The sequence below is a fragment of the Streptomyces sp. NPDC041205 genome, assembly GCF_055591765.1.
Genome location: NZ_JBVIZH010000009.1, coordinates 263009 through 275058, shown reverse-complemented (window position 1 = coordinate 275058; position 12050 = coordinate 263009). Strand labels below are relative to the sequence as shown.

The window sequence follows — 12050 nt, the reverse complement described above, 5'->3', positions numbered from 1 at the left end:
GGCCCGAACGGGGCGGCGCGCCCCGCGGCCACCGGGCCCCGGACCCTTCCTGACCCGGAGAAACACGGTTGCGGCCGCCTAGACTGGGAAGGACGACGACCCACGCGCCGCCCTGGGGGGAGGGAACATCCCGTGTCACAGCAGCAGTTGGGCCGCAGCCCGGTCCGGCCGGATCCCGGGCCGCCATCCCCGGGCGATTCGCGCCAGGGCCGGTTCGTGGGCTGGCTCGGCGGCTTCGGCTGCGCCGCCGCGGGGTACGCCGTGTTCCAGTCCCTGGTGGGCGTGTTGCCGCAGGAGCTGTCCGGGGACGCCGCGCGGTACGGCGTCGCGGGCGTCAGCGGCGCCGGCACGGCCCTGGCGGCCTGGCTGGCGGCGGCGCTGCTGCGCGCCCGGTCGGGCACGGACGACGACGGCGCGCCGACCGCGCCGCGCACCCCGGGCACCAGCGCGGCCGCCGCCCATGCCCCCGGCCCCCTCCCGGCGCTCGCCGCCGCGACGCACCGCACCCTGCACGCCGAACTCGCCGTCCTCGACGACCCCGACCGCGGCCTGCTCAAAGGCTGGCCGCACGCCCTCGACGAGCAGACCCTGCCGGTGCGGCCCACGCCCACCGGCACCGCGTACGGACTCCATCTCGTCCTCGAACTCGGCGTACAGGACGGCCGGTTGAACCCCTCGGAGCTGGTGGAGACGCTGTGGCGGCAGCGGCTGCCCGACGGCGGCTGGGCCGCCCGCTCCCAGGGGTCGGTGCCGCGGCCCGAGGTGACGGCCCTGGTCCTCGGCGCGCTCGCCCGCGCGGGCGCGGACCCGGCGCGGCTCGCGGACGAGGCGGCGCGCTGCGCGGCCCGCTTCACCGCGGACCTGGAGCCGTCCGGGCTCGCCCGCACGCACGTGGTGACGACGGTGCTGCGGGGCATGCTGCGCGCGGCGCCCGGCTCCCCGGCCATCGCCCGGCTGCGGGACGAGCTGGTCGACCGGACCATCACCGACCCGGCCCGTGAGCACCGCCGCTGCTGGGGCCCGGCCCTGCGCGGGCCCGCCGCGCACACCTCGCGGCCCTCGCCCGCGCACACGGCGCAGGCCGTCGTCGCCCTGGACCGCGCGGCCCGCGTCCTCGGCGAGGACGGCAACACCCGGGCCGCGCGCGAGGACGGCATCCGCTGGCTGCTCTCCTGCCCGATGCCCGGGCACGAGTCGTGCGCGGACCTGCGCAACACGCAGGAGGAGGTGCGCCGCCCGCACCCGCAGGACTCCTGGCGCCAAGAGGTCCTTTTCGTGCGGCACTTCACGGCCGCGTGGATGGTACGGGCCCTCCTCACGCCCGGGGCGTGGGAGATCGCCGTGGCCGAGGGCCGCGAGGAGGCGTGGCGGGCGCTGCTCGCGGACGCGGTCGCCGGTGTGCTGCGCCAGCAGGACGACGGCATCTGGAACTGGGACGGGCACGATCTCAGCCGTCCCCTGTGGATGACCTATCAGGGCCTTTCGGCGCTGCGGGCCCATGCCGTATGGATGTATCAGCCGGACCGCTGAGCCTGTCTTCGAACCGGCTCCGCGTCCCGGCGGGCGGGGTCGCGGAACGGACGGAAGGCGGAGTGACCGCATGGGTGGTCGGCACGTGCTGCGGGCCAGGCGGCTGATCGAGGGGTCCCTCGACGACCTCGGCGGACAGGCCGGGCGCGACGGCCCCGACGAGGCGGACCTGGTCCGGGCGGCGCGCGCGGTCGTCGCCGAACTGGGCTCCCCGGGGCGGCTCTCGGCGCTCGTGGCGGAGCTGGCGGCGGGCGTCGGCGATCCCTCGGGGTGCGCGCGGCTCTCGTACCGGCACGTCCTCGGCTTCGACAAGTTGCTGCTCGTCCCCGTCGGCACCCGGCACATGCTGCGCGCGCACGTCTGGCACCCCGGATCGCGCCGCTCGGGCCGCGAGGACATCCACAACCACCGTTCCGCGCTGGCCTCGTTCGTGGTGCGCGGCACCCTCGGCATGGAGCTGTACGAGACGGCGGGCGACGGCCCGCTGGCGGCCGCGCGCTACCGCGAGTCGCTGTCGGCGGAGGTCAGCGACTGGCTCCTGGAACCCGCGGGCAGGGCCAGGCTGCGTCTGACGCAGACCGCCGAGTACACGGCGGGCAGTGGCTACGCCCTGCCGTCGTACGCGCTGCACCGCGCGTGGTGCGCCTCGCCGGGCGCGGCGGTGACGCTGTTCCTGGAGACGGGCCCGGGCAGGCGGCGCTACACGGACGTGTTCACGGGCGGCGGCCGGGACGGGCGGGCGCAGGCGTACGTCAAGGAGCCGCTGGAGGTGGCGGAGTATCTGGCGGAGCTGCGTGCGCTCGCCGAACTGATCGGCGGGAGCGAGGAGTTGGCGCGCTCCTAGGCGGCCAACGTCGCGGCGCTCAGGGCTCGGGAGTCCCGGGTGGTCAGCGGGTGCGCAGGCGACTCAGCGCCTGGCTCACGATCTCGCGGTTGTAGTCGTCGATCTCGACCGTGTCCAGCTCGCCGGGGGTGAGCCAGCGGTGGTCCTGGTCGGGGTGGGGCAGCGTCACGTCGAAGCTGAGCGGACTGACGAGGAAGTTGTCCTGCCAGTTCTTGACCTCGTGCCCTCGGTACTGGCTGACGAAGGAGGACTCGCCGACCTTGCGCACGACCTGGCCGAGCAGTCCGGTCTCCTCCTTCAGCTCGCGCAGCACGCCGTCGCGCGGACTCTCGCCCGGTTCCAGCTTCCCGCAGGGCACCCCCCACACGCGTGGCAGGAACCGCTCCGTCTCACTGCGACGCACGAGCAGCACGCGGCCCCGGTGGGCCACGACGGCTGCCGCCAGATGGTTCTCGCCAGGGATAGCCATGACACCACCGTAGCGAGGAATCGGGGCCCGGGACAGCCACGGACACCGCCCGCGCCCCGCCCGCGCGCCCCCGGCGCGTCCGATTCCTTCAAGACCCGCGTGGAGGCGCTGCCTACGCTTTCCGGCATGAACAGCAACGACACCGCACGGACCACGAACACCCCGGACCCCGCGCCCCGCGTCACGCCCCGCCTCGACATGGTGGGGATCGTCGCCTCCGACATGGCGGCGTCCCTCGCCTTCTACCGCAGGCTCGGGCTCGACTTCCCGCCCGGCGCCGAGGACCTGCCGCACGCCGAGGCCACCGTCCCCGGCGGCCCGCGCTTCGCCCTCGACACCGAGGCCACCATCCGCTCCTTCTCCCCCGACTGGCGGCCGGGCGAGGGCGGCGGGCGCGTCGGGCTCGCCTTCCACTGCGGTACGCCGGCGGGCGTGGACGCGGTGTACGAGGAGCTGATGGCCGCCGGGTACCGCTCGGAGCTGAAGCCGTTCGACGCGGTGTGGGGGCAGCGGTACGCGACGGTGCTCGACCCCGACGGCAACGGCGCCGACCTGTTCGCCCCGCTGCCGCACTGACCCCGCCGGCCGCGCCTCCCGTCAGCCGGGGCCGAGCAGCTCGGTCAGCCGCATGCCCGTCAACTCCTTGACGTCCCGCGCGAGATGGGCCTGGTCGGCGAAGCCCGCGGTGACCGCCGTGTCCGCGTACGGCAGGCCGGCGCGGGCCAGGGCGAGCGCCCGCTGGAGCCGCAGGACGCGCGCGAGGGTCTTGGGGCCGTAGCCGAACGCGAGCAGGGAGCGGCGGTGCAGCTGCCGGGCGCCGAGGCCCGCGGCGTCGGCGGTCTCGGCGACCCCGCGGCCCGCGCTCAACGACCGTACGACCTCGGCCAGGAGCGGGTCGGGCGGCGGCCGGTCCGCCGCCCGCTCCCCGGCGACGCCCTCGAGCGCGGCCACGGGGTCCTCGGCCCCGTCCACGCGCGCGGTGAGGCGGCGCACCTCGGCGGCGCCCCAGAGGTCCGCCAACTCCACGCGCTGGTCGCGGAGCTCGTGCGCGGGGGCGCCGAGGACGGCGGGGGCCGTGCCGGGCGCGAAGCGGATGCCGACGTACCGGCCGGGCTCCCGGACCTCGGGCAGATACGCGTGCGTGTCCGGTCCCGCGACGAACAGCCGGCCCTCGGTCCACAGCAGGTCCATGCAGCCGTCGGGCAGGACCGGTGAGACCGCGGGGGCGCCGGGGGCGGCGTCCGGTGCGGCCGTCTTGGTCCACACGACGGCGCCGGGCAGCACCCCGCAGGGCCGCTCGGCGTACGCGGGCACCGGACCCTCGTCCCTGCCTGCGCCGACCGCCATGCCCCCAGGCTACGACGTGCCCGTGCGGTGTTCCTGCGGGCTGACCCCGTACTCCCGCTTGAAGGCGCTGGACAGGGCGAACGCGCTGCCGTAGCCGACCTTGCGGGCGATCGAGGCGATCGTCAGCTCGCTGTCGCGCAGCAGGTCGGCGGCGAGGGCGAGCCGCCAGCCGGTCAGATACGTCATCGGCGGCTCACCGACCAGGTCGCTGAAGCGCCGGGCGAGCGCGGCCCGCGAGACGCCCGCCTTGGCGGCGAGCGAGGCGACCGTCCAGGGGTGCGCCGGGTCGTCCTGGAGGAGCCGTAGGACCGGGCCGACGACGGGGTCGCCCATGGCCACGTACCAGGCGGGGGCGGCGGCCTCCGGGCGGGAGAACCAGGCCCGCAGGGCCGCGATGAGCAGCAGGTCCAGGAGGCGGTCGAGGACGACCTCCTGGCCCGGCTCGTCCTTGTCGATCTCCTCCGCGAGGAACGGTGTGAGCGGGCAGTCCCACACCTCCGTCGGTAGGACGAGCAGCGGCGGCAGCGCGTCGAGGAGGCGTCCGGTGATCTCGCCCCGCATCTGGTACGTCCCGATCAGCATCTGGACGTCGCCGTCGGGCTGGCCCCAGCGGCGCAGGCCGAGCATCGCGTAGTGGCCCTCGGGGGCGCCGTTCAGCGGGGCGCAGGACTGGCCGGGGCCGATCTCCCCGAAGGGCGGGGTCGCCCGGTCGCCCGTGACCAGGTAGGGGTCGGGGCCGCGGGCGATGGCCACGTCGCCGGGGCGGATCAGCCGGGGCGGCCGGTCGGGGTGCGCAGTGCCGTCCGCGTTCTCCGGGACGACCCAGGCCTCACCGGCCACCATGATCATGACCGAGACGGGGGCCCGGTCGGCGATCCGGACCGACCAGGGCGGCTCGAAACACGCGCGGAGCATGAAGGCACCGCGGGCGCGGGGGCCCTCAAGCAGACCTGCGAGTACGTCCATGGGGGCAGCGTAGACGCACGCGTATGCGGGTGAGCCGCCGGCGGATGGCTCCCGTGCGGGGACCGGCAGTTGAATGAAGCCATGACCACAAACGAGCAGAACACGCAGCACACGCAGGGCACTCCGGCGCCGCTCACGATCCTCGTCACCGGGGCGACCGGGCGGGTCGGCAGCCGGGTCGCCGAGGCCGCGCGGGCCGCGGGCCACGAGGTGCGGTCCGCTTCGCGGTCCGGCGCGGTGCGGTTCGACTGGTACGACCCTTCGACCTGGGCGGACGCCCTGCGGGGTGCCGACGCCGCGTTCCTCGCCTACCAGCCCGACGTCGGTGCGCCCGGTGCCGCCGAGGCCGTCGGCGCGTTCGCCCGGCAGGCCGTCGAGCTGGGGGTGCGCCACCTCGTCCTGCTTTCGGCGCGCGGGGAGGACCAGGCCCACGCCACGGAGGACGCCCTCGCGGTGCCCGGCGCGCGGTGGACCGTCGTGCGGGCCAGCTGGTTCGCCCAGAACCTCAGCGAAGGGCCGCTGGCCGACGCCATGCGGGAGAGCGGGGAGCTGGCGTTCCCCGGGGGTGAGGTGCTCGAGCCCTTCATCGACGTGCGGGACATCGCGGATGTCGTCCTCGCCGTGCTCGGCGCGGGTGAGCGGTATGCCGGGCGGGTTCTTGAGGTGAGTGGCGGGCGCCTGCTGTCCTTCCGGGACGCGGTCGCCGAGGTCTCCGCCGCCGTCGGGCGGGAGTTCGGATACGTGCCTGTGCCCGCCCGTGAATACGGTGCCGCCCTGCGTGAATTCGGTGTTCCCGGCGCGGAGGTCGATTTCCTCATCGACCTCTTCGAAACCAACCTGGACGGCCGCAACGCGCATATCTCCGACGGCGTCCAGGACATACTCGGCCGCGCCCCGAGGGAATTCTCGGACTTCGTCCGGGAGGCGGCTGCGGCGGAAACCTGGAAGCAGTGACGCCGACCGTGCCCCGTCCGGGGGGCACCCCCGGACGACCCGTGCGGGCAGCCCGGGGCGCCGCCGATCGCGCTGCGCGCTCGTCCTCAATCGCCGGACAGGCTGACTCCCCCACCCGACCCGCCCTCCTCACCCTCCGGGCGGGCTGACGCAGGCGGGCCTCCCGCACGGGTCGCCCGGGGGCACCCCCGAATCGGCGCTCCGCGCCTCGTCCTCAAACGCCGGACGGGCTGAATACCCCACCCGCCCTCCTTGCCTTGCGGGCGGGCAGGCAGTGCCGGGCTTTCGGCCAGCCCGTAAGAGCGTTGGGCGGGCGGGTGGGAGAAAGCCCGTCCGGCGATTGAGGACGAGGCCGCAGGCCGACCGGGGGCAGACCGTCCCACCCGCACGGGACACCCACCCCGTCCGGGCCCGTCCGGCGGTTGAGTCGGGGGGGGAGGCCGGGGCCGTCCGACGGAGCCCAGGGGCTAGTCCTCGTCCGGGTGGTCGCCGTTGCGTTTGGGGTGGTGGGTGCGGAGACGGGACGAGACGTCGTCGGGCGGCAGGAAGCGGGACCAGCGCTCGGGGAACTCCGAGGGCATGTCGGGGTCGTCGGGGTCCTCGGCGGCCCGCGCGGCCGCCGCCCGCGCGATCAGCTCGGCGGCCTTGGCCTCCCGTACCCGCTCGTTGGCCTCACGGGCGGAGGCCGTGGCGACGGACGGCCACACCCGGTCTATGGCGGCGTTGACGGCGGCGCCGACGAGCACGGCGAAGGCGGAGATCCCGATCCACAGGAGCACGGCGACGGGCGCGGCCAACGAGCCGTAGATCGTGGGCCCTTCGACGGTACTGGTGAGGTAGATGCGCAGCAGGAAGCTGCCGAGCACCCACATGCCGAGGGCGATGAGCGCCCCGGGCATGTCCTCCACCCAGGGCGACCGCACGGGCACGGACACGTGGTAGAGGGTGGTGAGGAAGATGATGGAGAGGAGGGTGACGACGGGCCAGTAGAGGATCTGGACGACCGTCGCCGAGCCCGGCACCAGCTTCACCACCGCGTCCGGCCCGGCCACCATCAGCGGCAGCGCGACGGACCCGATGACGAGGGCGACGAGGAAGAGCCCGAAGGCGAGGAGCCGGGTCTTGACGATGCCGCGGGCGCCGTCGAGTCCGTACATGACCGTGATGGTGTCGATGAAGACGTTGACGGCACGCGAACCGGACCAGAGGGCGAAGAGGAATCCTATGGAGATGACGTCGGGCCGCCCGACCTTCATGACGTCTTCGAGGATCGGCTGCGCGATCTCGCGGACGCCCTTGTCGGAGAGGATCGTCCGGGACGCTTCCAGGATGTTGTTCTCGACGCTGGTGATGGTGTCCGCGCCGGTCCACCGGTCCACGTACGCGAGCAGCCCGATGAGGCTGAGCAGCAGCGGCGGCACGGACAGCAGCGTGAAGAACGCCGCTTCCGCCGCGAGCCCGAGGACGCGGTACTCGATGCAGGAGTTGACGGTGTCCTTCAGCAGCAGCCAGGCGGTCCTGCGCTTGGAGACGTTGCGGTAGAGAGCGCGGGCCCGTTTCCAGCGACCGTGTGGCCGCCCGGGTGTTTCTTTTGCCTGGTGCACCTCCTTACCGTAGCGGCATGGCAGCCACCACCCACACAGTGACCAACCAGGCTCCGCCCCTGGTGGGATATGACGTCTTCACGTCCGACCGCGCTCTGGTGGAGGGGGTCGAACGGCATCTCGACCCGTCGCTCCTTGAGGCGACCCGCGAGGAGCTCGCCGCGCTCGGCCGCACCGCGGGTTCGGCCCAGGCGCAGGAGTGGGGGGTGCTCGCGAACGAGAATCCACCCGTTCTGCACACGCATGACCGGTATGGGAACCGGATCGACGAGGTGTCCTTCCATCCGTCCTGGCACCGGCTGCTCGGCAAGGCGGTCGGCGCGGGCCTGACGGCGGCGTGGAACCGGCCGGGCGGGCATGTGCGGCGCGCGGCGGGCTTCCTGGTGTGGACGCAGACGGAGGGCGGGCACGGCTGTCCGGTGTCGATGACGCACGCGGCGGTGCCCGCGCTGCGCGCCGACCCCGCGCTCGCCGCCGAGTGGGAGCCGCGGCTGACGTCCACGGTGTACGACGAGGGGCTGCGGCCGGCCGCGCAGAAGGCGGGCGTGCTCTTCGGGATGGGCATGACGGAGAAGCAGGGCGGCAGTGACGTACGGGCGAACACGACGCGGGCGCGGGCGCTCGCCGAGGACGGTACGTATGAACTCGTCGGGCACAAGTGGTTCTGTTCCGCGCCGATGTCGGACGGATTTCTCGTGCTCGCGCAGGCCGAGGCCGGACTCACTTGTTTTCTGGTGCCACGGGTTCTGGAGGACGGTTCCCGGAACGTATTCGGCATTCAGCGGCTGAAGGACAAACTCGGAAACAAGTCGAACGCCTCCAGCGAGGTCGAATTCGACGGGACGTGGGCGCGCCGGGTCGGGGACGAGGGGCGCGGGGTGCGCACCATCATCGAGATGGTGGCGGCGACCCGGCTCGACTGCGTCATCGGCTCCGCGGCGCTGATGCGGCAGGCGGTGGCGCAGGCCGTGCACCACGCCACGTACCGGGAGGCGTTCGGCGGCAAGCTCGTCGACAAGCCGCTGATGCGCAACGTCCTGGCCGATCTGGCCGTGGAGTCGGAGGCGGCGACGACGCTCGCGCTGCGGCTGGCGGCCGCGTACGACGACGGGAGCGAGCGGGAGCGGGCGTTCCTGCGGCTCGCGGTGCCGGCCGCGAAGTACTGGGTGACGAAGCGGTGCACACCGCTCGCCGGTGAGGCCCTGGAGTGCCTGGGCGGCAACGGGTACGTCGAGGAGTCGGGGATGCCGCGGCTCCTGCGCGAGGCGCCGCTGAACTCGATCTGGGAGGGCTCGGGCAACGTCCAGGCGCTCGACGTGCTGCGGGCGTTGCAGCGGGAGCCGCAGGCGCTGGCCGCGTTCCTGGAGGAGGTGGGCGCGGCGCGCGGGGCCGATCACCGCCTGGACGGCGCGATCAAGGGCCTGCTGACCGAGTTGGCGGACCTGAGCGGCGTCGAGGCGCGGGCGCGGCGCCTGGTGGAGCGGATGGCCCTGGTGCTCCAGGGCTCGCTGCTCGTGCGGCACGCCCCGGCGGAGGTCGCCGATGTGTTCTGCGCGTCCCGGCTCGGCGGGGACTGGGGCGCGGCGTTCGGCACGCTGCCGCACAGCCTGAACCTGGGTGCGGTGGTGGAGCGGGCGGCCGTGCGGCTCTGAGAGTTCGGGCCCGACGGGCGCTGTCACGGGGGTGGTGCTGCGCCGACACGGCACCACCCCCGGTTTTCAGGCCCCGTCGGGACGGGCGCCGCACGGGGCGGCGCACGGCCAAGTTTCAAACACCGCACGACTGTTCGCCAGAGTTGCAGAGGGTTGCAACTCTGGACGGTGTGCGGGTCCGGGATCGTACGACCTGGGTGAAGCATGTCCCTCGGCGTGCCCGGAAGGGCACGATGGATGACGTGTCCCCCTCTGTCGGCGGGCTCGGGGAGCGGGAGGAACCGGTGATGAACACGCACGCGACGTTCGACCTCGAACGGCTGACGGCCGTGAAGACCGCGCAGGCCGCACGGCTGCTGCGGGAGGTGCGCGACGCCAGGATCGCCGGGCAGCGGCCCCGTGTCGGGCCCCGCCCCGAGATCGGGGCGTCCTGGGACCGGATGCTGGCGAGCGGCGTCGACCCCGAACACGACTTCCGCTCGGGCGTGTTGAGCACGGACGAGGTGGAACGGCGGCGGCAGGCGTCGCCGCTCAGACATGTGCTTCCGGTGCTGCGCGAGGGGCTGCTCTCGGTCGCGGACGTCGCGCAGCACATCATGGTCGTCGCGGACGCCGAGGGGCGGCTGCTGTGGCGCGAGGGCAACAAGTCGGTGCTGCGGATGGCCGACGGGCACGGCTTCGAGATAGGCGCCGACTGGCGGGAGAGCATCGTCGGCACGAACGGCGTCGGCACGCCGCTGGTGGCCAGGCGCCCCGTGCAGGTCTTCTCCGCCGAGCACTTCGTGCGCACGCACCACCGCTGGACCTGTTCGGGCGCGCCGATCAGCGACCCGAGGGACGGGCGGCTGCTCGGTGTGGTCGACATCAGCGGGCCGCTCGACACCATGCACCCGGCGACGCTCGCCCTGGTCTCCTCGGTCGCCAAGCTCGCCGAGGCACGGCTGCGCGAGGCGCATCTGACGGCCCTGGACCGGCTGCGCTCGGTGGCCGCGCCGGTGCTCGCCCGGATGGCCGGGCGGGCCGTCGCGGTGGACAGCCACGGCTGGACGGCGGCGGTCACGGGGATGCCGCCGGTGGACCGGCTCGCCCTGCCCAAGTCCCTCGCCGACGGCCGCGCCCGGCTGCCCGCGCTCGGCATGTGCACGGTGGCGCCGCTGCCCGGCGGCTGGCTGCTGCGCCTCGACGACGAGGAGCGGGACGTGGCCGGGCCGGGGGCCGGGACGCGGGTGGTGGTGGACGTCGCGGCGCCGCACCGCTGGACGGTCACCGTCACCGGCAGCGCGGACTGCTGGACCCATGAACTGTCGCCCCGGCACGCCGAGTTGCTGTATCTGCTCGCCGTGCACCGCTCGGGCCGGACCGCCGCGGAGCTCGCCGCGGACCTGTTCGGCGATCCGGCGCGCACGGTGACGGTCCGCGCGGAGCTGTCCCGCGTGCGGCGCTATCTGGGCGGCCTGCTCGCCCACCGCCCGTACCGCTTCCAGGAGGACACGGACGTCCAACTGCTGCTCCCCGACGACCCCTCCCGGCTGCTCCCGCACTCCCTCGCCCCCGCGGTGCTGCGCGCGCGGGCGACGGCGGAGCCTTGACGGGGGCGCGGCCCGCTGGGTCGACTTACACGAGTCATGCGGTCCGGAACCGTCCGCTCCACGGTCCGCGCGTGCGGCTCGCGCCCGCCGGAGGATCCGCCTTGGCCCGTCGGCGCCGCCCATGATTGCCTGACCGGCATGAGCATCCCCGTCACCACCTGGTCCCTCGAACAGACCGCCCGCACCGATCTGCTCCCGGCCGCCGCCCCGGACGGCGACGTTCGGATCGTGCGGGCCGAGGTGCCCTCGCCCGAGTTCAGCCGGTTCCTGTACTCCGCCGTCGGCGGCGACATCACCTGGGTGGACCGGCTCTCCCTCAGCTACGCGCAGTGGCAGGAGCACCTGGCCCGTCCGGGCGTGGAGACGTGGGTGGCGTACGACAGGGGTACCCCCGCCGGGTACGTGGAGCTGGACCCGCAGGACGACGGCGTCGTCGAGATCCTCTACTTCGGCCTGATCCCCGCCTTCCGGGGACGGCGGATCGGCGGGCACCTCCTCTCGTACGGGACGGCCCGCGCGTGGGACCTCGCGGAGCGGTGGCCCGAGCGGGCGCCGACGAAGCGGGTGTGGGTGCACACGTGCAGCCTCGACGGGGAGCACGCGATGGACAACTATCTGCGGCGGGGGTTCCGCCTCTTCGACACGGAGGTCACGGAGCAGCCCGAGCAGGTCACGCCGGGCCCGTGGCCCGGGGCGCGGCTCGGCTGACGGGCTGTTCGCTCCCCGCCCACCCGCCCCTGCCCCGCCCGCAGGGCGGGGAATTAAGCCCGTCCGGCGCTTGAGCACGAGGCGCGGAGCGCCGAAAAGGCAGGGGAAAGGGAGCGCAGCCCCCCATGTTCCGCCCAAGATGCGAGACGTAGAAGTCCAGGATACGGACAGAGGTGGACTGCGCCGAAAGGCGCGTGCCACGCTTCCGTCATGTCTCGAGCTGGAACCGCCTTGGTGAGTCGACGTCACGTCGACCTCGGCCGCATGTCCAGCGCCATGTGTCCGGCGAGCTGAGAAACCCAGCACCGCCGCATTCCCCTGTCTGACCCCATCCCCGCGCACCGCCGCGCCTTCTGCGCGAGTGTGCAGGTCAGAGCCGTTCTCAGC

12 protein-coding genes are annotated in these 12050 nt (G+C 74.0%); 8 read left to right on the top strand and 4 right to left on the bottom strand.

Annotated features, from left to right (window positions below):
* Window positions 1–132 precede the first annotated feature (132 nt).
* On the top strand, window positions 133–1530 hold the full coding sequence (locus ACZ6BG_RS32685; protein WP_469008034.1) for a prenyltransferase/squalene oxidase repeat-containing protein: 1398 nt from the start codon (window positions 133–135) through the stop codon (window positions 1528–1530).
* Window positions 1531–1600: 70 nt separating this feature from the next.
* Window positions 1601–2374: a hypothetical protein gene (locus ACZ6BG_RS32680; RefSeq protein ID WP_469008031.1), complete on the top strand. Its 774-nt coding sequence runs from the start codon at window positions 1601–1603 to the stop codon at window positions 2372–2374.
* Window positions 2375–2417: 43 nt separating this feature from the next.
* On the opposite strand, the gene ACZ6BG_RS32675 is transcribed toward ACZ6BG_RS32680, so the two are convergent.
* On the bottom strand, window positions 2418–2843 hold the full coding sequence (locus ACZ6BG_RS32675) for an NUDIX hydrolase (RefSeq protein ID WP_469008028.1): 426 nt from the start codon (window positions 2841–2843) through the stop codon (window positions 2418–2420).
* 126 nt (window positions 2844–2969) lie between these two features.
* On the opposite strand from ACZ6BG_RS32675, the gene ACZ6BG_RS32670 reads away from it, so the two are divergent.
* Entirely contained in the window at window positions 2970–3419 is a 450-nt protein-coding gene (locus tag ACZ6BG_RS32670; RefSeq protein ID WP_469008027.1) for a VOC family protein, read from the top strand.
* 21 nt (window positions 3420–3440) lie between these two features.
* On the opposite strand, the gene ACZ6BG_RS32665 is transcribed toward ACZ6BG_RS32670, so the two are convergent.
* On the bottom strand, window positions 3441–4190 hold the full coding sequence (locus ACZ6BG_RS32665) for a DUF6597 domain-containing transcriptional factor (RefSeq protein WP_469008025.1): 750 nt from the start codon (window positions 4188–4190) through the stop codon (window positions 3441–3443).
* Between the two features lie 9 nt (window positions 4191–4199).
* Window positions 4200–5156 carry an AraC family transcriptional regulator gene (locus ACZ6BG_RS32660; RefSeq protein WP_469008023.1) on the bottom strand — a complete coding sequence of 319 codons (957 nt, stop codon included), beginning with the start codon at window positions 5154–5156 and terminating at the stop codon, window positions 4200–4202.
* Between the two features lie 81 nt (window positions 5157–5237).
* On the opposite strand from ACZ6BG_RS32660, the gene ACZ6BG_RS32655 reads away from it, so the two are divergent.
* A complete protein-coding gene (locus ACZ6BG_RS32655; protein ID WP_469008020.1) occupies window positions 5238–6110 on the top strand; it encodes an NmrA family NAD(P)-binding protein in 873 nt (290 codons plus the stop codon).
* A gap of 467 nt (window positions 6111–6577) precedes the next feature.
* On the opposite strand, the gene ACZ6BG_RS32650 is transcribed toward ACZ6BG_RS32655, so the two are convergent.
* Window positions 6578–7714: a YihY/virulence factor BrkB family protein gene (locus tag ACZ6BG_RS32650; protein WP_469008018.1), complete on the bottom strand. Its 1137-nt coding sequence runs from the start codon at window positions 7712–7714 to the stop codon at window positions 6578–6580.
* Between the two features lie 17 nt (window positions 7715–7731).
* Between ACZ6BG_RS32650 and ACZ6BG_RS32645 the strand changes: the two genes are divergently transcribed.
* The 4 genes from ACZ6BG_RS32645 to ACZ6BG_RS32630 all read left to right on the top strand — a co-directional run bounded on the left by ACZ6BG_RS32645 (window position 7732) and on the right by ACZ6BG_RS32630 (window position 11957).
* Window positions 7732–9366, top strand: coding sequence for an acyl-CoA dehydrogenase family protein (locus ACZ6BG_RS32645; protein WP_469008016.1), 1635 nt, complete (start codon window positions 7732–7734; stop codon window positions 9364–9366).
* Between the two features lie 287 nt (window positions 9367–9653).
* On the top strand, window positions 9654–10955 hold the full coding sequence (locus ACZ6BG_RS32640) for a GAF domain-containing protein (RefSeq protein WP_469008183.1): 1302 nt from the start codon (window positions 9654–9656) through the stop codon (window positions 10953–10955).
* 138 nt (window positions 10956–11093) lie between these two features.
* Window positions 11094–11663: a GNAT family N-acetyltransferase gene (locus tag ACZ6BG_RS32635; RefSeq protein ID WP_469008015.1), complete on the top strand. Its 570-nt coding sequence runs from the start codon at window positions 11094–11096 to the stop codon at window positions 11661–11663.
* Window positions 11664–11873: 210 nt separating this feature from the next.
* Window positions 11874–11957: a putative leader peptide gene (locus ACZ6BG_RS32630; RefSeq protein ID WP_318657890.1), complete on the top strand. Its 84-nt coding sequence runs from the start codon at window positions 11874–11876 to the stop codon at window positions 11955–11957.
* Window positions 11958–12050: the final 93 nt, after the last annotated feature.

Excerpts from the sequence above, each read along its gene's own strand:
- ACZ6BG_RS32675 (WP_469008028.1), bottom strand. The coding sequence starts at position 2,843 with ATGGCTATCCCTGGCGAGAACCATCTGGCGGCAGCCGTCGTGGCCCAC.
- ACZ6BG_RS32680 (WP_469008031.1), top strand. The coding sequence starts at position 1,601 with ATGGGTGGTCGGCACGTGCTGCGGGCCAGGCGGCTGATCGAGGGGTCC.
- ACZ6BG_RS32660 (WP_469008023.1), bottom strand. The coding sequence starts at position 5,156 with ATGGACGTACTCGCAGGTCTGCTTGAGGGCCCCCGCGCCCGCGGTGCC.
- ACZ6BG_RS32645 (WP_469008016.1), top strand. The coding sequence starts at position 7,732 with ATGGCAGCCACCACCCACACAGTGACCAACCAGGCTCCGCCCCTGGTG.
- ACZ6BG_RS32655 (WP_469008020.1), top strand. The coding sequence starts at position 5,238 with ATGACCACAAACGAGCAGAACACGCAGCACACGCAGGGCACTCCGGCG.
- ACZ6BG_RS32640 (WP_469008183.1), top strand. The coding sequence starts at position 9,654 with ATGAACACGCACGCGACGTTCGACCTCGAACGGCTGACGGCCGTGAAG.
- ACZ6BG_RS32665 (WP_469008025.1), bottom strand. The coding sequence starts at position 4,190 with ATGGCGGTCGGCGCAGGCAGGGACGAGGGTCCGGTGCCCGCGTACGCC.
- ACZ6BG_RS32630 (WP_318657890.1), top strand. The coding sequence starts at position 11,874 with ATGTCTCGAGCTGGAACCGCCTTGGTGAGTCGACGTCACGTCGACCTC.
- ACZ6BG_RS32670 (WP_469008027.1), top strand. The coding sequence starts at position 2,970 with ATGAACAGCAACGACACCGCACGGACCACGAACACCCCGGACCCCGCG.
- ACZ6BG_RS32635 (WP_469008015.1), top strand. The coding sequence starts at position 11,094 with ATGAGCATCCCCGTCACCACCTGGTCCCTCGAACAGACCGCCCGCACC.